The sequence below is a fragment of the uncultured Nocardioides sp. genome (assembly GCF_947489365.1).
GTDB lineage: Bacteria > Actinomycetota > Actinomycetes > Propionibacteriales > Nocardioidaceae > Nocardioides.
Genome location: NZ_CANLDB010000009.1, coordinates 44,304 through 63,074, shown reverse-complemented (window position 1 = coordinate 63,074; position 18,771 = coordinate 44,304). Strand labels below are relative to the sequence as shown.

Here is an 18,771-nt window from a genome sequence, read left to right as displayed (position 1 = left end):
CCGCGGGTGCGACGAACCTAGCGACGCGCGGCGCGTGCGTCAGCCCGCGAGGAAGGCGAGGGCGTCGCGGTAGCCGTCGACGCCGCGGCCGGCGATGACCGTGGCGGCGTACGGCGTCACCAGCGAGGTGTGCCGGAACTCCTCCGGACGGTCCTTGGGCTCCGAGATGTGCACCTCGACGAGGGGCGCCTCGAGCTGGGCGCACGCGTCGTAGAGCGCGTAGGAGTAGTGCGTCCACGCAGCCGCGTTGAGGACGACGGGGGTCGCCTCGTCCGCGGCGGCGTTCAGCCAGTCGAGCATCTGGCCCTCGTGGTTGGTCTGCCGGACCTCGACCTCCTGGCCGTGCTCGCGGCCCCAGGCGACGCACTGGGCGGCGAGCTCGTCGTGGGTCGTGGAGCCGTAGATCTCCGGCTGTCGTCGACCGAGGCGACCGAGGTTGGGTCCGTTCAGCACGAGCACCTTCATCGGGGGCCTCCCAGGGCGGCGTAGGCGTCGGCCATGACGGCCGGGTCGGGGTCGGTGAGGATCCGGGGCGACCCGAGGGCGTCGAGGACCACCAGCCGCAGGCTCGCGCCCCGGGCCTTCTTGTCGACGCGCATCACGGCGAGCAGGTCGTCGAACGCGGCGGCGTCGTACGTCGTGGGCAGGCCGAGCGCCGAGAACACCGCGGCGTGGCGGTCGGCGACGTCGTCGGCGAGCACGCCGGAGCGCCGGGCGACCTCCGCGACCCACACCGAGCCGAGCGCGACGGCCTCGCCGTGGCGGACCGCGTAGTCGGAGGTGCGCTCGACGGCGTGGGCGAGGGTGTGGCCGTAGTTGAGGGCCTCCCGGCCGGGGTGTCCGCCGGTTCCGCCGGTCTCGCGGAGGTCGCCGGCGACGACGTGGGCCTTGACCCGCACGGCGCGCAGGACGAGCTCGGCGATCACGTCGCCGGCGGGGTCGAGCGCCGCACCCGGGTCGGCCTCGGCGAGGTCGAGCACGCCCGGGTCGGCGACGAAGCCGCACTTGAGCACCTCGGCCATCCCGGCGACGAGCTCCGCGCGCGGCAGGGTGGTCAGCAGGTCGAGGTCGCAGACCACGGCGGCCGGCTCGTGGAAGGCCCCGACGAGGTTCTTCCCGGCCCCGGTGTTCACCCCGGTCTTGCCGCCGACGGCGGCGTCGACCATGCCGAGCAGCGTGGTCGGCACGTGGACGACGGCGACCCCGCGCAACCAGCAGGCGGCGACGAAGCCGCCGAGGTCGGTGGTGGCTCCCCCGCCGAGCGTCAGGACGGCGTCGCTGCGGGTGAAGCCGGCCGCTCCCAGCCGCTCCCAGCACCATTCCGCGGTGGCGACGGTCTTCGCGGTCTCGCCGTCCGGGATCGCCAGCAGCAGGACCTCGGGGCCCGTCAGCGACGCGGCGAGGCGCTCGGCGTGCGCGGCCAGCGGCTGGGGGTGGACCAGCGCCACCCGTCGTACGCCGGGCACGACGTCGGCCAGCAGCGCCGGCACGTCGCCGAGCAGGTCACGGCCGACCAGGACGTCGTACGGCGCGGCGGTGGCGACGCGGACCCGCTCGGGGCTCACGCGCGGACGTCCTCGACGGCGGCGCGCACCGCCTCGGCGACGGCAGCGGGCTCGAGGTCGTCGGTGTCGACGACGACGGAGGAGACCTCGGTGTACACCGTGGCGCGCTCGTCGAGGATCGTCTTGAGGCGGCTGCGCACGTTGCCGAGCAGCAGGGGCCGGGACGAGTTCAGGCCCACGCGTGAGGACGCCTGCGACAGCCCGACCCGGAGGAACACCACGGTGTGCCCGGCGAGCCGCTCCCGGGTGAGCGGGTCCATCACCGCGCCGCCCCCGAGGGCGAGGACGCCGTCGTGCTCGGCGAGGGCGGTCGCGACCGCCTCCTGCTCGAGCGCGCGGAAGTGGGCCTCGCCGGAGTCGACGAACAGCTCGGCGACCGTCGTCCCGGCCGTCGCCTCGACGTCGGCGTCGGTGTCGCGGAAGCCGACGCCCCAGCCCTCGGCGAGCAGGGGGCCGACGGTGCTCTTGCCGGCGCCCATCGGGCCGACGAGGACGACGCGCGGGCGGCTCACCGGTACCTCAGCGCGGCCAGGTAGGACTCGGCGTTGCGGCGGGTCTCGCCGAGGGAGTCACCGCCGAACTTCTCCAGCGCCGCGTCGGCGACCACGAGCGCGACCATGGCCTCGGCGACGATCCCGGCGGCCGGGACCGCGCAGACGTCGGAGCGCTGGTGGTGGGCGACGGTCTCCTCGCCGGTGGCGACGTCGACGGTGCGCAGGGCGCGGGGCACGGTGGCGATCGGCTTCATCGCGGCGCGGACGCGCAGCACCTCGCCGGTGGTCATGCCGCCCTCGGTGCCGCCGGCGCGGCCGGTGGCGCGGGCCAGGGGTCCGTCGGGGCCGTCGGCGTGGACGATCTCGTCGTGGGCCAGCGAGCCGGGGGTCGCGGCGAGCGCGAAGCCGTCGCCGACCTCGACGCCCTTGATCGCCTGGATGCCCATGAGCGCGCCCGCGAGGCGGGAGTCGAGGCGCCGGTCCCAGTGGACGTGGGAGCCGAGGCCCGGCGGGAGGCCGTGGACGACGACCTCGACGACACCGCCGAGGGTGTCGCCGTCCTTGTGGGCCTCGTCGACGCGGGCGACCATCGCGGCCGAGGCCTCGGGGTCGAGGCAGCGCACCGGGTCGGCGTCCAGGCGCTCGACGTCGCCGGGCTGCGGGACGACGCCCGCCGGGGCGCCGACGCCGCCGAGCTCGACGACGTGGGAGAGGACGTGGGCGCCGAGCGCGTGCTCGAGGAAGCTGGCGGCCACCTGGCCGAGCGCGACGCGGGCCGCGGTCTCCCGCGCCGAGGCGCGCTCGAGGACGGGGCGGGCCTCGTCGAAGTCGTACTTCTGCATGCCCACCAGGTCGGCGTGGCCGGGCCGGGGGCGGGTCAGCGGGGCGTTGCGGGCCAGGGCGGCGAGCTCGTCGGCGTCGACCGGGTCGGCCGACATCACCCGCTCCCACTTGGGCCACTCGGTGTTGCCGACCCCGATCGCGACGGGGCCGCCCTGGGTCAGCCCGTGGCGGACGCCGCCCACGAGGGTGACCTCGTCGGCCTCGAACTTCATCCGGGCACCGCGGCCGTACCCGAGGCGGCGACGGGCCAGCGCCGACGCGACGTCGGCGGTGGTCACGGGGACGCCGGCGGGCAGTCCCTCCAGGATCGCGACCAGGGACGGGCCGTGGGACTCCCCCGCGGTGAGCCAGCGCAGCATGGGGGCGAGTCTGTCACGGGCGCATCAGGGCCCAGGACCCCGCTGCCGGGCCGAGCAGGACGCCGACGACGACGCCCAGCAGCAGGAAGGGTCCCAGCGGGTAGGCGCGGCTGCGCCGACGGTCGAGCGACCGGAGCAGGAGGCCGCCGACGCCCCCGAGGACGAGGCCGGACCACAGCCCGACCAGGGCGCTCGCCCACCCCAGGTGGCCCAGGACGATGCCGATCAGGCCGGCGAGCCGCACGTCGCCGTACCCCATCGAGGCCGGGGAGAGCAGCCAGACGAGCAGGAAGAACCCGCCCCCGACGCCCCAGCCCAGCGCCGCGCCGACGACGCCGTCCCAGTCCCCGGTGACCGGGCGGGACAGCAGGGCGAGCGGCACCAGGACGGCGTACGCCGGGAAGACGAGGCGGTTGGGCAGCATCCGGGTGCGCAGGTCGACGTACGCGAGGACGACGCCGGGCGGCACGAGCACCAGGAGCAGGACCAGCGACCAGCTCGCGCCGACGACGGCGGCGAAGAGCGCCCCGAGCGCCGCCGCCACGACCACCGCGCCCAGCCTCAGGCCGCGGGCGGAGCCGATCTCGGCGTACGTCGGCTTGGCAGCCTCGTCCTCACGCCGAGCGGGCGGCCCCGCGGGCTCGGGCAGGCGGGCGACGACGGACGCCGCCGGCAGCGTCGCGAGGCCGCACAGCGCGGCACAGCCGACGACGAGCACGACGAGGCCGGCGTCCACGTCAGGTCCGTGCCGCCAGGGCTGCCCGCCCCGCCTCACGCATCGCGGCCAGCGGGCCGGGGTGGCCCGTGAACAGGGCGAGCTGCAGGGCCGCCTGGTGCACCAGCAGGTCGAGGCCACCCACCAGGGGGGTGCCGGTGGCCTCGGCGGCGCGCGCCAGCGGGGTCGGCCAGGGGTCGTAGAGGGCCTCGAAGACCGCGCCGTCGGGCCCGGCTGCGGTGACGCAGGCGGCGACGAGCTCCTCGGTCTGCGCGGCGGCCGGCACGGTCGACACGACGAGGTCGCCGGCCACGGTGGCGGGCTCGAGGAGGTCGATCCCGACCTGCGGCGCGGCGGGGTGGGCACGGACGGCGGCCGCGGCCTCCTCCGCGCGGGCGGGGTCGCGCACGCAGAACCGGACCGAGGTGGCCCCCCGGTCCACGGCGGCGAGGGCGAGCGACGCAGCGGTGGCGCCACCCCCGAGCACCGTGACCTCCCGGGGGAGCACGTCGCGCTCCGCGAGCGCCGCGACGGCGCCGGGGACGTCGGTGTTGTGGCCGTGCACCGCTCCACCCGTGTCGAGGACGAGCGTGTTCGCACCGCCCGCGCGCCGGGCGGCGTCGTCCACGTCGTCCGCCAGCGCGAGGGCCTCCCGCTTCAGCGGCATCGTGACGGACAGGCCGCGCCACCCGGCGTCGAGGCCGGCCACGAAGTCCGCCAGCCCGCCCGCGGGGACCCGGTGGGCGGTGTAGCGGCCGTCCAGGCCCAGGACGTCGTACGCCGCGGCGTGCAGCACCGGCGACAGCGAGTGCGCCACGGGGTCGCCGACGACCCCGCAGCGGACCGGCTCGCGACTCACGGCACGTCGCTCAGCACGCGTCGGAGGTGGTGCAGTACTCGTTCAGCTCCGCGACGTTCTGCTCGTGCTCGGCGAACGTCTCGGCGAACTTCGTCTCCCCCGTCGCCAGGTCGACCGTCACGTAGTAGAACCAGTCGCCGTCCGAGGGGTTCGCGGCCGCCTCGATGGCGGCGTCGCCGGGGGCCTCGATCGGGGTCGGCGGCAGGCCGGGCACCAGGTAGGTGTTGTAAGGCGACTGGATCTGGCGGTCCTCGGAGCTCGTGCGGGCACCGAGGTCCTCCCCGGAGGCGTAGTTGACGGTCGCGTCGAGCTGCAGCAGCCCGTCGGTCTCGTCGCCCTCGAGGCGGTTGTAGATGACCCGCGCGACGCGGGCCCGGTCCTCGGGTCGGCTGGCCTCGGCCTCGACGAGGCTCGCCACCGTCATCACCTCGCCCGGCGTGTAGCCGAGCTGGGCGGCACGGCCCTCGAGGTCCGCGGAGTCCGCGGACTGCTGCCACCGGGCGACCATCGCGCGCAGCATGCTGCGCGGCGAGTCGCCCTTGCCGAAGTCGTAGGTCGCCGGGAAGAGGTAGCCCTCCGGGTCGCCGTCGGCGTACGACGGCAGCCCGAGTGCGTCGGGGTCCGCCAGCGCCTGCTCGAAGCGACGCACGGGGACCCCGGTGCCCTCGCTGAGGACGTCGACGATCTCCTCGACCCGCAGGCCCTCCGGCACGGTCACCCCCCCACCGCTGACCAGGTTGGCGGGGTCGACGAGGACCTCGAGCGCGTCCTGCGCGCTCATCTCGCGGCGCAGGTCGTACATGCCGACCTGGATGGCGGTGGACCGGTCGTCCGCGGCGGCGGCGTTCGTGAACGCCTCGGCGGAGGCCACGACGTCCTCGGCCACCAGCCCGGCGGCGATGTCGGTGGCGCTGTCGCCCTGCTGCACCTCGAAGGCGACGCGACCCGAGCCCGGGCCGGGGTAGTCGTCGGGTCCGTCGCCGAACCGCGACTCCAGGGCGCCGATCCCGCGGGACACGGCCAGGTAGAGGCCACCGACCACCAGCGCCAGCACGACCACCGCGACCAGGCAGCCGACACCGGGGGGCCGCTTGCGCTTGGCGCGCCGGCTGCCGGGGCGGCGGACCGCGGTGAGCACGTCGGAGTCGTGGTCGTCGTGGACCTCGTCGTACGCGTGCTCCTCGTACGGGTGCTCCTCGTACGCGTGCTCGTCGTACGCCGCGTCGTCGTACGCAGGGTCGTGGACCTCGTCGTACGCGTGCTGGTCGGACGACTGGTCGTCGTACGACGGCTCGCCGTGGGGGCGGGGGTTCCCCGGTTCGCTCATGCCTCTCCTCCTGCGGACGGACGGTGGTCCGTCGCGGGGTGTGTCTCGGGCGGTGTCTCGGGCTGGGTCGTGGATCGGCCCGCCCTGACGACCTCTCCGGGCGCAGCCCCCGTGCTGCGCTCGGTGTCCAGGGCGTGCTGCAGGATCAGCACCGCGGCGGCCTGGTCGACCACGGCCCGTCGGTCGCGGCCGTACCGTCCCTGCTCCCGCAGCATAGATTCTGCCGACACGGTGGTCAGGCGTTCATCACACAGCCTGACGGGGACGGGGGCAACCTGGCGCGCCAGGCGTCGGGCGAACCGTCGGGACTCCCCCGCGGCGGGGCCCTCGCCCCCGTTCAGGGACCGTGGCAGTCCGACGACGACCTCCACCGCCTCGGTCTCGGCGACGAGGGCGACCAGGCGTGCCATGTCGTCCTTGCCACGGCGGACCGTCTCGACCGGGGTCGCGAGGATGCCCGACGGGTCGCTGCGCGCGACACCGATCCGGGCCTTGCCGGGGTCGATGCCGAGGCGCGTGCCCGCTCGCACGTCTAGGCCCCGCCGACCTGCCGGGACACCTCGGTGGCCACGACCCCCACGGCGTCGTCGGCGCGGGAGACGTCGGTGCCGCCGCCCTGGGCCACGTCCGGCTTGCCGCCGCCGCGGCCGCCGACGACTTCGCCGACCGCCCGCACGAGCGCCCCGGCGTCCGCGCCGAGGGCGCGGGCCGCGTCGTTGGTGGCGGCGACGAAGGCGACCTTGCCGCCGTCGACACCGAGGACGACCACCACCCCGGGCTCGTCGGCGGGCAGCCGGCCGCGGACGTCGAGGGCGAGCTGGCGCACGTCGCCGCCCCCGAGACCGTCGGCGCGGTGGGCCACGACCTTGACGCGCCCGACCTGCTCGGCGCCCGCGGCGAGCGAGCCGGCCGCGGCCAGGACCTGGGCGGCGCGGACCCGCTCCAGCTCCTTCTCGGCGGCCCGGAGCCGCTCGACCATCTCCGAGACGCGGCCGACGAGGTCGTCGGGTCGCGCCTTCAGCATCGTGGTCAGCTCGCCGACGACGTCGCGCTCGCGGGCGAGGTAGGCGAACCCCTCGACGCCGGTGAAGGCCTCGATGCGGCGGTTGCCGGAGCCGACGGAGGCCTCTCCGGTGACGACGATGGTGCCGATCTGGGAGGAGTGGTCGACGTGGGTGCCGCCGCACAGCTCGCGCGACCAGGGGCCGCCGATCTCGACGACGCGGACCTGCTGGTCGTCGTACGTCTCGCCGAACAGGGCGAGCGCCCCCTCGTCGCGGGCCTGCGCCAGCGTCATGTAGCTCCAGCCGACGGGGAGGTCGGCGCGCAGCGCCTGCTGCGAGACGGTCTCGATGTCGCGGACCTGCTCGGGCGACAGTGCGCTGGTCCACCCGAAGTCGAGACGGAGGTAGCCGGGCCGGTTGTACGAGCCGGCCTGCAGCGCGGTGGGGCCGAGCACCTCCCGGAGCGCGGCGTGGACGACGTGGGTGCCGGAGTGCGCCTGGCGCGCGCCGGTCCGCCACTCGCGGTCGACGGTCGCGAGCACGCCCGCGGACGGGTCCAGCTCGCCCTCGACCACGCGCACCTGGTGCACGACCAGGCCGCGCACGGGCCGCTGGACGTCGACGACCTCGAGGCGGGCGCCCCCGCTGACGATGGTGCCCGCGTCGGCGACCTGGCCCCCGGACTCGGCGTAGAAGGGGGTCCGGTCGAGCACGAGCTCGCCGATCTCGCCCTCGGCGAGGGAGGCGACCTGCCGGCCCTCACGCAGCAGCGCGACGGGCCTCGACTCGGTCTCGAGGGTCGAGTACGCCAGCCACTCGGTCGGCCCGTGGGCGTCGAGGACCGTGCGGTAGACGCCGGTGTCGGCGTGGCCGCCCTTCTTGGCGCGCGCGTCGGCGCGGGCGCGCTCGCGCTGCTCGGACATGAGGCGGCGGAAGCCGTCCTCGTCGACGCCGAGGCCCTGCTCGGCGGCCATCTCGAGGGTCAGGTCGATCGGGAAGCCGTAGGTGTCGTGCAGCGCGAACGCCCGGTCGCCCGGCAGGACGGTCCCGCCGCGGGAGGACACCTCGCCGGCGGCGAGGTCGAAGATCTGGGTGCCGGAGCGCAGGGTGCTGCGGAACGCCTCCTCCTCGGCGTACGCGACCCGGGCGATGCGGTCCCAGCCGGTGACGAGGTCGGTGTAGGTCTCGCCCATCTTGTCGCGGCTGACCGGCATGAGCTCCGGCAGCGCGGGGTCGCCGTACCCGAGCAGGCGCATGGAGCGCACCGCGCGACGCAGCAGGCGGCGCAAGACGTAGCCGCGGCCCTCGTTGCCCGGGGTGACGCCGTCGTTGATGAGCATCATCGAGGAGCGGACGTGGTCGGCGACCACCCGGAAGCGGACGTCGTCGCCGTGGTCGGCGCCGTACCGGCGTCCGGTCAGCTCCTGGGCGCGGGCGATGACCGGGAACATGACGTCGATCTCGTACATGTTCTCGACGCCCTGCATCAGGTAGGCGACGCGCTCGAGGCCCATGCCGGTGTCGATGTTGCGCTGCGGCAGCGAGCCGGCGACGTCGAAGTCGGACTTGGAGCGGACGGCGGACAGCTCGTCCTGCATGAAGACGAGGTTCCAGAACTCGAGGTAGCGGTCCTCGAGGCGGGGGTCCATCTCCGTGCCCATGGCGGCCCAGTCCGCGTCGGGGCCGTACGCGGGGCCGCGGTCGTAGAGGATCTCGGAGCACGGGCCGCCGGGCCCGGGCACGCCCATGGACCAGTAGTTCTCCTTGTTGCCCAGCCGCACGATCCGGCTGTCGGGCACGCCGACCTCGTCGCGCCAGACCGCGAGGGCCTCCTCGTCGCCGTCGAGGATGGAGGGGTAGAGCCGGCCCTCGTCGAACCCGAAGCCGCCGTCGGCGACGGACTTCGTCGCCAGGTCCCAGGCCAGGCGCGCGGCGCCGGACTTGAAGTAGTCGCCGAAGGAGAAGTTGCCGCACATCTCGAAGAACGTGCCGTGGCGGGTGGTCTTGCCGACCTCCTCGATGTCCGGGGTGCGGATGCACTTCTGCACCGTGGTCGCCCGGTCGTACGGCGGGGTCTGCTGGCCCAGGAAGTAGGGCTTGAAGGGCACCATGCCGGCGTTGACGAACAGCAGCGTCGGGTCGTCGGCCAGCAGCGACGCCGACGGGACGACCGTGTGCGGGCCCACCGTCGTGTCCTGCTCGAAGTGGGCGGTGAACCGGCGGCGGATCTCCGCGGTGTCCATCAGTCCTGGTCCTCTCTCGATGTCGGGCCCGTCCGGGGGCCCGACTCCAGCGCCCGGTGGCCGGGCTCGGCCACCCCGTAGCGCTCACGCAGCTCGACCTCGCGCTCGGCGGCGCCGGCACGGACCTCGTCGGCCATGATGCGGGCGCCCAGCGCGACGGCGCCGATGCGGTCCCTCAGGCCGTCGGCGGTCAGCGACTCCGCCAGGCGGCGGGCGCGGGCGACCGCGTAGACCCCCGCACCGGCCCCCGCGACGAACCACAGGGTCCTGGGCATCAGGCGGCCTCCCGCTCCTCGGCCTGCATCCGGCGCAGCGCGGCCTTCATGTCGCTGCGGCGCTGCTTGCGGGAGCGTCGTACCTCGCGGCGCATCTCGAAGCGGACCCGGTTGCGGGTCTCGGCCCCCAGCGCGCGTCGTACGCCGTGGGTGAGGGAGGCCAGTCGGATGACGGACTCCCGCACCACCATGTCGGTGAACACCGGGGCGGGCAGCGTCTGCGCCTCGACCTCGACCGGCTCCCCGCCGGTGCGTGGGACCGGGACGCTCGGGGTGACGACGGGCTCGGTCCTCGCGGCGGCGCGGGACCGCTCGAGCTCGTCGACCCGTCGACGCAGCTCGGCGCCCTCGGCGCGGGCGGACTCGAGCTCCCGGCGCCCCGCGGCGCGGGTCCTCGCCGCGAGCAGCAGCGCCGCGAGACCGGCCACGAGGGCGATCCCGGCGCACACCACCAGCGCGACGTCCATGACGCGTCACCCTACCCGCGCCCCACGCCCCGCGCCGTCGCCCCGGGTGGCACCCGGCGACACGACCGCCCACATCGCCTGGCACCCGACGAGAACAGCGCCCACATCGCGTGGCACCCGGCGAGAACAGCGCCCGCATCGCGTGGCACCCGAGCCGAGTCGGCTGAAACGCACCGAGCGAGCCCTGGCGAGTGAGGGCGGCTTCTGCCGACTCGGCGATCGGGAGGGACGGCGGGTGGGCAGGCGCCGACCGGCCGGAGCGGGTTGGTCTGGAGCCCGAGTGGGCCGACGACCACCCACATCGAGTGGCACCCGGCGACACGACCGCCCGGATCGAGTGGCACCCGAGCCGAGTCGGCTGAAACGCACCGAGCGAGCCCTGGCGAGTGAGGGCGGCTTCTGCCGACTCGGCGATCGGGAGGGACGGCGGGTGGGTCAGGCGCCGACCGGCCGGAGCGGGTTGGTCTGGAGCCCGGGTGGGCCGATGAGCGCAGGAGACCGCGAGCGGCCGACGTACCCGGTCCACCTGCGCGGACGTGCCGACTCGACGCCGCACACCTGCGCAGACGTGCCGACTCGACGTCCCACAGCTGCGCAGACGTGCCGACTCGACGTCCCACAGCTGCGCAGACGTGCCGACTCGACGTCCCACAGCTGCGCAGACGTGCCGACTCGACGCCGCACACCTGCGCAGACGTGCCGACTCGACCTAGGAGCCCCGGATGAGCCGGCGCACGCGCTGCCAGCGCTCCTTGACGCCGGCCTCGGCGCCGAGGGAGGTGGGGCGGTAGTAGATGGCGTCGGCGACCACGTCGGGGGCGTACTGCTGCTGGGCGATGCCGTACGGCGCGTCGTGGCTGTAGACGTACGAGGCGCCGTGGCCGAGCTTCTTCGCGCCGCCGTAGTGGGCGTCGCGGAGGTGGGCGGGGACGGGGCCGACCTTGCCGGCCCGGACGTCGGCGCTGGCGGCGCCGATCGCGGTGGTGACGGCGTTCGACTTCGGGGCCACGGCGATGGCGATGGTGGCCTGGGCGAGGGTGAGCCGGCCCTCCGGCATCCCGATCAGTGCGACCGCCTGGGCCGCGGCCACGGCGGTGGGCAGCGCGGTGGGGTCCGCGAGGCCGACGTCCTCGCTGGCCAGGATGATCAACCGCCGGGCGATGAAGCGGGGGTCCTCCCCCGCCTCCATCATCCGGGCGAGGTAGTGCAGCGCCGCGTCGACGTCGGAGCCGCGGACCGACTTGATGAAGGCGCTGGTGACGTCGTAGTGCTGGTCGCCCTGGCGGTCGTAGCGGACGGCGGCGACGTCGACGGCCGCCTCGGCAGTGGTCAGGTCGATCTCGTCCAGGCCCCGCGTCGCCGCGGTACGGGCCGCGGCCTCGAGGTAGGTCAGGCCCCGCCGCGCGTCGCCCCCGGCGAGGCGGACCAGGTGGTCCCGGGCGTCGTCGGCCAGCGTGACCGCGCCGGCGAGCCCGCGCGCGTCGACCAGCGCCGAGGCGAGGACGCCGGCCACGTCGGCGTCCGTCAGGGACTCGAGGCGCAGCAGCAGGCTGCGCGACAGCAGCGGCGAGATGACGGAGAAGAACGGGTTCTCGGTGGTGGCGGCGACCAGGGTCACCCAGCGGTTCTCGACCCCGGGCAGGAGTGCGTCCTGCTGGGCCTTGCTGAAGCGGTGGACCTCGTCGACGAAGAGCACCGTCTCCTTGCCGCTGGCGACGAGCTCGCGGCGCGCCAGGTCGATGGCGGCGCGGACCTCCTTGACGCCGGCGGCGACCGCCGAGATCTCCACGAACCGGCGGTCGGTCTGGCGCGACAGGATCGAGGCGATCGTCGTCTTGCCGGTGCCGGGCGGGCCCCACAGCAGCAGCGACATCGACGCGTCGCCCTCGACGAGCTGGTGCAGCGGTGACCCCGCGTCGCGGAGCTGGCGCTGCCCGGCGAGCTCCTCGAGCGTCCGCGGTCGCATCCGGACGGCGAGCGGCGCCGCCGCGTGGTCGCTCGACCCCAGGGACCCGGCGGTCCCGGACGACCCCGACGAGGGGGCGCCCGGGACGTCGAACAGTCCGTCGCCGCTCAGCCCGCGTCCCTCGCGGTGTCGTTCGCGGACGCGCCCGGGGTGGTGCGCGCGCCGGCCATCGTCCGCTTCTCCAGGTCGAACCAGGTGTCGGAGAAGCCGGGCGGGTTGCCCAGGTCGGTCGGGGAGCCGCCCGGGTCAGGGCTGCCCTGGTCGTCGACGCCCAGGAGGCGGGCGGTCACCGGCTCCTCGGGGTGCTTGCCGAGCTCGCCGGGGAAGTGGCAGGCCACCTTGTGGCGGCGCCCGATCTGCATCAGCGGGGGCTCGACCCGCGCGCAGATCTCCTTGGCGTGGAAGCACCGGGTGCGGAAGCGGCAGCCCGACGGCGGGTTGATGGGGCTCGGGACGTCGCCCTCGATGCGGATGCGCTCACGGCGACCGCCGATCGCCGCCTGCTTCACGTCGGGCACCGCGGACAGCAGGGCCTGCGTGTACGGGTGGTGAGGGCGGTCGTACAGGGTGTCGCGGTCCGCGATCTCCACGATCTTGCCGAGGTACATCACCGCGACCTCGGGGCAGAAGTGCCGGACCACGCCCAGGTCGTGGGCGATGAAGAGGAACGCGATCCCGAACTCCTTCTGGAGGTCCTCCAGGAGGTTCACCACCTGCGCCTGGATCGACACGTCCAGCGCCGAGACGGGCTCGTCCGCCACCAGCAGCTTCGGCTGCAGCGCCAGCGCGCGGGCGATGCCGATGCGCTGCCGCTGACCACCGGAGAACTCGTTCGGGTAGCGGTTGTAGTGCTCGGGGTTCAGCCCGACGACCTCCAGCAGCTCCTGCACCCGCGAGAGGACCTTGTCCTTCGGCACCATCGAGTGGGTGACCAGCGGGCTGGACACGATCGCACCCACGGTGTGGCGCGGGTTCAGCGAGCTGAACGGGTCCTGGAAGATCATCTGGACGTCGCGCCGCATCGGCTTCATCTGCCGGGGGCTGAGCCTGGCCAGGTCGGTGCCCTCGAAGCGGATCGCGCCGGACGTCGGGTCGTGCAGCCGGGTGATCAGCCGACCGGTCGTCGACTTGCCGCAGCCGGACTCCCCCACCAGGCCGAGCGCGCCGCCGGCGGGGACCTGGAAGGAGACCCCGTCGACCGCCTGCACGTGGCCGACCGTGCGACGCACGAGCCCCGAGGACTTCACGGGGAAGTACATCTTGAGGTCCTCGACCTCGAGGACCGGCTGCCCCCCGCTGCGGTGCCGGGTGAGCGTGGCGTCGGACTCCTTCTGCACGGAGACCATTCACGCCTCCTTCGTGGTCGGGGGCGTCGTCGAGGGCGTGGCCGTCGACGGAGCCGGGGTGGCGGAGCCGTCCGCGAGGTCGGGCGCGATCTCGGGCAGGACCTCGGTGGCGTAGATCCGGTCGGGGTCGGCGAGGTGGCACCGCTTGAGGTGGCCGGGACCGCGTCCCCCGGGGGTGAGCTCGGGCGTCGACGTCGAGCACAGGTCACCGGGGACCTTGTCGACGTGGACGCACCGGGGGTGGAACGAGCAGCCGGTCGGCGGGTCCAGGAGGCTCGGGGGGTTGCCCGGGATCGGCAGCAGGCGGGCGTCCGGGTCGGCCGACACGTCGGGGACGCTCGACAGCAGGCCCCAGGTGTAGGGCATCTCGGGGTGCGTCAGCAGCTCCCGGGTCGCGCCGTACTCCACGGCACGGCCGGCGTACATCACCAGCACCTCGTCGGCCATCTCGGCGATCACGCCGAGGTCGTGGGTGATGATGATGATCGCCGAGTCGAACTCCCGCTGGAGGTCGCCGAGCAGGTCCAGGATCTGCGCCTGCACCGTCACGTCGAGCGCGGTGGTGGGCTCGTCGGCGATGAGCAGCGACGGGTCGTTGATCAGGCCCATCGCGATCATGGCGCGCTGGCGCATGCCGCCGGAGAACTGGTGCGGGAAGTCGTCGACGCGCCGGTCGGGCTGCGGGATGCCGACCAGGTCGAGCATCTCGATCGCCTTGCGGCGCCCGTCACGCGCGCTGGCCTTCGGGTGGTGCGCGCCGTACGCCTCGGAGAGCTGCTTGCCGACCCGGTAGAACGGGTGCAGCGAGGCCAGCGCGTCCTGGAAGATCATCGCCGCGCTGTTGCCGCGGATCTTGCGCAGGCGGGACTCGGAGAGCCCGATGACCTCCTGGCCGTCGATCCGGATGGAGCCCTCGATGCGGGTACGGCGGGGGTCGTGCAGGCCGAGGACGGCCATGGACGACACCGACTTCCCCGAGCCTGACTCCCCCACGATGCCGAGGGTCTGGCCGCGGGCCACGCCGTACGACAGGTCGGTGACCGCGTTGACGAGGCCGTCGGCCGTCGGGAACTTGACCGTGAGGTGCTCGACCTCGAGCAGGCGCTCGCCGGCCGCGGACGACGCGGACTTGCTGGTGGTGACGCCGGTGTCGGTGCTCACGAGATCCTCACTCGGGGGTCGAGCACCCCGTAGAGGATGTCGACCACGATGTTGGCCACGATCACCACGATGGCACCGAAGAGCACGGTGGTCTGCACGACCGGGAAGTCCTCGATCTGGATGGCCTCCAGGCCCCAGCGACCGATGCCGTTGATGCCGAAGATGATCTCCGTGAAGATCGTACCGGCGAGCAGGAACGCGAAGTCGATGCCGAAGATCGTCACGATGGGCACGAGCGCGGAGCGCAGGCCGTGCTTGAACGTGACGGTCCGCGAGCTCAGGCCCTTCGCCCGCGCGGTGCGGATGTAGTCCTCCGACAGGGCGTCGATCATCGCGCCGCGGGAGAAGCGGGTGTACTGCGTCGAGTTGTAGAGACCGAGCGCCAGCCACGGGAGCAGCAGGCCGCTCAGCCACGCCACCGGGTTCTCCGTCAGCGGCGTGTAGCCGGCCTCCGGGAACACCTCGTTGATGACGTTCAGGTAGAGGTAGATCAGCAGGGCGAAGAGCACGTAGGGGATCGAGCTCATCAGCAGGGTCGCGCTGACCAGCGCCTTGTCGGCGACGGTGCCGCGACGGCGGGCGGCGAGCACGCCGCTGGTCACGCCGACGAGCAGGATGATCACCGCGGCGCCCACGGCGAGGCTGATGGTCGCGGGCAGCCGGCGGATCAGCTCGTCGAACGCAGGCACGAAGGTCCGGTAGGACAGGCCGAGGCACGGGGCGGAGCACTCGACGAAGGTGCTGGCGCCGAGCTGGATGTCGCGGCCGGTGAAGATGCCGCCGACGTACTTCCCGAGCTCGGAGAGCATCGGGTTGTTGTAGCCGAAGTTCTCCTCGAGCTGGGCTCGGAACTCACTGGTGCAGCGGTTGTTGGTGCGCTGCTCGCACAGGCCCTGGACGGGGCTGCGCGGGCCGTACCAGAACAGCACGAAGATGCTGACGACCAGCGTGCCGAGCACGAGGAGGCCGGCCAGCAGGCGCTTCACGATGAACGCGAACATGTCGCTCCTGGGGGGACTCGGTACGACCGGGCGGGACACGGAGGATCACGAGGATCGCGGTGGCCCGCCCGGTCGACGGTCGTCGTGCCCCCCTCGGCCAGGCCGAGGGGGACACGACGGGGTTGGTGCGGGGTGGTGCTGCTAGCTCAGCAGGGTCACTCCGGGACGACGTACATGTCGCGCCAGTTCGGGAAGCCCTGGGCGGCGTCGTTCTGGAAGTTGCCCACCCGCTCGCCGTAGGCGAACAGGTTGTTGAGGTAGCCGAGCGTCAGGGTCGGGAAGTAGTCCTGACGGATGGTGCGGTCGAGGTCGGCCCACGCGGCGGGCTGCTCCTCCACGGGGAGACCGGAGATCTCACCGATGCGGTCGTCGACCGCCTGCTCGGAGAAGTTGCCGGTGTTGTACTCCTGGCCGGTCTCGAACAGCGCCGGGATGAACGTCGAGGCCGACGGCCAGTCCGAGCACCAGGCGACGCCGCGGACGTTCAGCTCCTTGTAGATGTTGTTGTCCGGGTCGGTCCAGACGTCGTACGGCGAGCCGCCGTAGCCGAACGCCTGGGTCGCGAAGCCCGCGTCCTCGAGAGCGGTCTCGATCTGCTCCTTGGCCGCACGGCCCTCCGGGGTGGAGTTGGTGAAGGAGAAGCGGATCTCGTACTCGCCGGGCTCGAAGCCGGCCTCGGCGAGCAGCTCCCGGGCGCGCTCCGGGTCGGTCTCGATGGTCTCGCCCTCGATGGCCTCGTAGTCCTCGCGACCGGCCATGCCCGGGGGCAGGATCGGCTCGCCGAAGGTACGGGTCAGGCCGGGGATCTCACCGGCCGCGGCAGCGGCGTCCTCGTAGGGGTACGCGAAGGCGAGCGCCTGGCGGACCTCCTTCTCGGGGATCTTCTCGTAGTCCGGGTTCCAGAACGAGGTGCAGGCCTGCGAGGCCGGCACGACGCGGTCACCGAGGGCCTCGGTGGCCTGCTGGTACGACGAGCCCTGCAGCGCGGTCAGGACCGTGGTCTGCGACTGCTCGGTGTTGTTCAGCATGACCTGGTCGCTGGACGTGGTGTCCTGGGCGAACTCGAAGACGTACTCGTCCGGGTACTGGTGGCGCGAGGCGTCGGTCTCGGGGTCCCACTCGTCGTTGCGCTCGAGGCGCAGGATCTCGCCGGAGCGGAACTCGGCGACCTTGTAGGGGCCGGTGGCCAGCGGCGCGTTGCCGTAGCCGGGCGCCTCGCCCTCGGGACCGGACGGGACCGGGCCCATGGCCATGAAGGAGCCCCAGTAGTCCATCTCCGGGAACGGCTGGGACATCTGGATCGTGATGTCGCTGCCGTCGACGGTGATGCCGGGGAAGTCCTCGCCGTCCACGTAGGGGCCGGCGTAGTCCTCGGCGCCCTCGAAGTAGGTCTTGGAGTACTTCGTGCCGGGGCCCTGGAGGTCGGCGGACTCGGCCATGGAGCGCTTCATGCCGAAGGCGACGTCCTCGGCGGTGACGGGGTCACCGTTCTCCCAGCGGATGCCGTCCTTGATCGTGAACGTCCACTCGGTGAAGTCCTCGTTGGGCGTGCCGAGGTCGGTGGCGAGGTCGGGGACCAGCACCATCTCGTCGGTCTCGTAGTCGTACTTGAAGGTCGTGAGCGACCGGAAGACGAGGTTCTGCAGGATCGAGTTGTCGGTGACCGACCAACCCGCCGTCGGGTCCAGCGTGGTCGGGCCCTCGTCGGGCAGCGGGAGCAGCACGTTCAGCGTGCCGCCCTCCTCCGCACCCTCGATCGGGTCCGCCGGGCCCTGCGCGTCGGGGTCCTTGAGCTCGCCCGCCGCACCGCCCTCCTGGAACTCGCCGCCGGTCTGAGGCTGGTCGCCTCCACCGCCTCCGCCGCCGCAGGCCGCGAGCGTGAACAACGCCGCCGCTCCTGCGACCGCAGCCATGGACTTGCTGCGCTTCATGTCCAGCCTTCCTGTCGTGATGGTCGGTCGCGGCGTGGTGGCCGCTTCCGCGTTCCCGAGAGCGCGGTTGACGCCTCGAAGTGGTGCAGGCGTCAGCGCCTGGTCTTGGGGTCCAGGGCGTCGCGGATCGCGTCGCCGAGGAGGTTGAGGGCGATGACCAGGAGGACGATCCCGATCACCGGCTGCCAGAGGTACTGGGGGTAGACGTCGAACCAGGTCACCGCGCCGGCCACGGTCTGGCCCCAGGAGGGCCGGTCGGTGACGCCGATGCCGAGGTACGACAGCCCGGCCTCCGCGGCGACGTACGCCGGCAGGGCCAGGGAGAAGGCCACCACGATGGGGGCGACCAGGTTGGGGAGGATCTCCTTGCGCAGGATCCGGTGCGTCGGGACGCCGATGGCGCGCGCAGCCTGGATGAACTCGCGCTCGCGCAGCGACAGCACCTCGCCGCGGATCAGGCGGGCCATCGTCATCCAGCCGAAGATCACCAGGACGGCGATCACCGAGTAGAACTGCACCTCGCCGAGCCGCTCCGGGTTCGTGCCGAACCGGTCGGACAGGATCGGCGCCAGCGCGAGGGCGGCGAGCAGGAACGGGATCGTCAGGAACAGGTCGGTGACGAACATGAGCACCCGGTCGACGACACCGCCGAGGTAGCCGGCCAGCAGCCCGACGATGACGCCGACCACGGTGGAGAGCACCGCGGCGGTCGAGGCGATGATCATCGAGGTGCGAGCGCCGTAGAGCCACACGGCGAGGTTGTCGGTGCCGACACGGGGCGCCACGCCGAAGGGGTGCTCCGGGTCGTAGCCGCCGAAGGGCGGTCCCTCCAGCGGGAGCTGGCTGATCAGGTTGATCCGCTCACTGGCCAGCGGCGTCTCGAGCGAGACGCCCAGCAGGCTCGCGATCTGCCCCGCGAAGACCGCGATCACCGCGAAGCCGAGCACCACGACCAGCGACGCCATGGCGAGCCAGTCGCGACGGAGCCGGTCGAACGCGATCCGCGTCGGCGACTTGCCGGCGATGGCCTTGGGTGCCTTCTTCGGCGCCCCGGGGGCCGCCGTCGACTCGGTCTGCACCTCCGCCTGCGGCAGGGTCATGCTCACCTCGTGTCCGTCACCCGAATGACTCCGCCCCGAGCGGAGCGCGTGGTGAGCCTAGGTCAGAGTGAACGGGCGGTGGATCACTGCGGAATAACGATTGCGTCTCGCGTCG

17 protein-coding genes are annotated in these 18,771 nt (G+C 73.4%); all 17 read right to left on the bottom strand.

The window, feature by feature from the left end:
• Positions 1 to 39 precede the first annotated feature (39 nt).
• Positions 40 to 465: a type II 3-dehydroquinate dehydratase gene (locus Q0858_RS19795; protein ID WP_299058080.1), complete on the bottom strand. Its 426-nt coding sequence runs from the start codon at positions 463 to 465 to the stop codon at positions 40 to 42.
• Positions 462 to 1,565, bottom strand: coding sequence for a 3-dehydroquinate synthase (aroB, locus tag Q0858_RS19790; RefSeq protein WP_299058079.1), 1,104 nt, complete (start codon positions 1,563 to 1,565; stop codon positions 462 to 464). The genes Q0858_RS19795 and aroB overlap by 4 nt, the downstream gene beginning before the upstream one ends.
• Positions 1,562 to 2,077: a shikimate kinase gene (locus Q0858_RS19785; RefSeq protein WP_366916029.1), complete on the bottom strand. Its 516-nt coding sequence runs from the start codon at positions 2,075 to 2,077 to the stop codon at positions 1,562 to 1,564. The genes aroB and Q0858_RS19785 overlap by 4 nt, the downstream gene beginning before the upstream one ends.
• A complete protein-coding gene (gene aroC, locus Q0858_RS19780) occupies positions 2,074 to 3,261 on the bottom strand; it encodes a chorismate synthase (RefSeq protein ID WP_299058078.1) in 1,188 nt (395 codons plus the stop codon). The genes Q0858_RS19785 and aroC overlap by 4 nt, the downstream gene beginning before the upstream one ends.
• 13 nt (positions 3,262 to 3,274) lie before the next feature.
• The gene (locus tag Q0858_RS19775) at positions 3,275 to 3,997 is read right to left on the bottom strand and encodes an A24 family peptidase (protein ID WP_299058077.1); all 723 of its coding nucleotides are present in this window, start codon (positions 3,995 to 3,997) and stop codon (positions 3,275 to 3,277) included.
• Between the two features lies 1 nt (position 3,998).
• Complete coding sequence (locus tag Q0858_RS19770; RefSeq protein WP_299058076.1) at positions 3,999 to 4,835, bottom strand: shikimate dehydrogenase; 837 nt, start codon at positions 4,833 to 4,835, stop codon at positions 3,999 to 4,001.
• A 10-nt stretch (positions 4,836 to 4,845) separates the two neighbouring features.
• Positions 4,846 to 6,162: an endolytic transglycosylase MltG gene (gene mltG, locus Q0858_RS19765; RefSeq protein ID WP_299058075.1), complete on the bottom strand. Its 1,317-nt coding sequence runs from the start codon at positions 6,160 to 6,162 to the stop codon at positions 4,846 to 4,848.
• On the bottom strand, positions 6,159 to 6,692 hold the full coding sequence (gene ruvX, locus Q0858_RS19760) for a Holliday junction resolvase RuvX (RefSeq protein ID WP_299058074.1): 534 nt from the start codon (positions 6,690 to 6,692) through the stop codon (positions 6,159 to 6,161). Before ruvX ends, mltG begins: the two co-directional genes overlap by 4 nt.
• Positions 6,693 to 6,694: 2 nt before the next feature.
• Positions 6,695 to 9,409 (bottom strand): alanine--tRNA ligase, encoded by a 2,715-nt coding sequence (alaS, locus tag Q0858_RS19755; RefSeq protein ID WP_299058073.1) that lies wholly within the window; start codon positions 9,407 to 9,409, stop codon positions 6,695 to 6,697.
• Entirely contained in the window at positions 9,409 to 9,684 is a 276-nt protein-coding gene (locus tag Q0858_RS19750) for a DUF6167 family protein (protein WP_299058072.1), read from the bottom strand. Before Q0858_RS19750 ends, alaS begins: the two co-directional genes overlap by 1 nt.
• A complete protein-coding gene (locus Q0858_RS19745) occupies positions 9,684 to 10,151 on the bottom strand; it encodes a hypothetical protein (RefSeq protein WP_299058071.1) in 468 nt (155 codons plus the stop codon). Before Q0858_RS19745 ends, Q0858_RS19750 begins: the two co-directional genes overlap by 1 nt.
• 709 nt (positions 10,152 to 10,860) lie before the next feature.
• Positions 10,861 to 12,117 carry a replication-associated recombination protein A gene (locus Q0858_RS19740; RefSeq protein WP_366916028.1) on the bottom strand — a complete coding sequence of 419 codons (1,257 nt, stop codon included), beginning with the start codon at positions 12,115 to 12,117 and terminating at the stop codon, positions 10,861 to 10,863.
• A gap of 107 nt (positions 12,118 to 12,224) precedes the next feature.
• Positions 12,225 to 13,463, bottom strand: coding sequence for a dipeptide ABC transporter ATP-binding protein (locus Q0858_RS19735; RefSeq protein WP_299058070.1), 1,239 nt, complete (start codon positions 13,461 to 13,463; stop codon positions 12,225 to 12,227).
• Positions 13,464 to 14,564: an ABC transporter ATP-binding protein gene (locus tag Q0858_RS19730; RefSeq protein WP_299058154.1), complete on the bottom strand. Its 1,101-nt coding sequence runs from the start codon at positions 14,562 to 14,564 to the stop codon at positions 13,464 to 13,466.
• Between the two features lie 56 nt (positions 14,565 to 14,620).
• Positions 14,621 to 15,625, bottom strand: coding sequence for an ABC transporter permease (locus tag Q0858_RS19725; RefSeq protein ID WP_299058069.1), 1,005 nt, complete (start codon positions 15,623 to 15,625; stop codon positions 14,621 to 14,623).
• A 155-nt stretch (positions 15,626 to 15,780) separates the two neighbouring features.
• The gene (locus Q0858_RS19720; protein ID WP_299058068.1) at positions 15,781 to 17,556 is read right to left on the bottom strand and encodes an ABC transporter substrate-binding protein; all 1,776 of its coding nucleotides are present in this window, start codon (positions 17,554 to 17,556) and stop codon (positions 15,781 to 15,783) included.
• A 92-nt stretch (positions 17,557 to 17,648) separates the two neighbouring features.
• A complete protein-coding gene (locus tag Q0858_RS19715) occupies positions 17,649 to 18,656 on the bottom strand; it encodes an ABC transporter permease (protein ID WP_299058066.1) in 1,008 nt (335 codons plus the stop codon).
• Between the last annotated feature and the right edge of the window lie 115 nt (positions 18,657 to 18,771).

Excerpts from the sequence above, each read along its gene's own strand:
- Q0858_RS19795 (WP_299058080.1), bottom strand. The coding sequence starts at position 465 with ATGAAGGTGCTCGTGCTGAACGGACCCAACCTCGGTCGCCTCGGTCGA.
- aroC (WP_299058078.1), bottom strand. The coding sequence starts at position 3,261 with ATGCTGCGCTGGCTCACCGCGGGGGAGTCCCACGGCCCGTCCCTGGTC.
- mltG (WP_299058075.1), bottom strand. The coding sequence starts at position 6,162 with ATGAGCGAACCGGGGAACCCCCGCCCCCACGGCGAGCCGTCGTACGAC.
- alaS (WP_299058073.1), bottom strand. The coding sequence starts at position 9,409 with ATGGACACCGCGGAGATCCGCCGCCGGTTCACCGCCCACTTCGAGCAG.
- Q0858_RS19750 (WP_299058072.1), bottom strand. The coding sequence starts at position 9,684 with ATGCCCAGGACCCTGTGGTTCGTCGCGGGGGCCGGTGCGGGGGTCTAC.
- Q0858_RS19745 (WP_299058071.1), bottom strand. The coding sequence starts at position 10,151 with ATGGACGTCGCGCTGGTGGTGTGCGCCGGGATCGCCCTCGTGGCCGGT.
- Q0858_RS19740 (WP_366916028.1), bottom strand. The coding sequence starts at position 12,117 with ATGCGACCGCGGACGCTCGAGGAGCTCGCCGGGCAGCGCCAGCTCCGC.
- Q0858_RS19735 (WP_299058070.1), bottom strand. The coding sequence starts at position 13,463 with ATGGTCTCCGTGCAGAAGGAGTCCGACGCCACGCTCACCCGGCACCGC.
- Q0858_RS19725 (WP_299058069.1), bottom strand. The coding sequence starts at position 15,625 with ATGTTCGCGTTCATCGTGAAGCGCCTGCTGGCCGGCCTCCTCGTGCTC.
- Q0858_RS19720 (WP_299058068.1), bottom strand. The coding sequence starts at position 17,556 with ATGAAGCGCAGCAAGTCCATGGCTGCGGTCGCAGGAGCGGCGGCGTTG.
- Q0858_RS19715 (WP_299058066.1), bottom strand. The coding sequence starts at position 18,656 with ATGACCCTGCCGCAGGCGGAGGTGCAGACCGAGTCGACGGCGGCCCCC.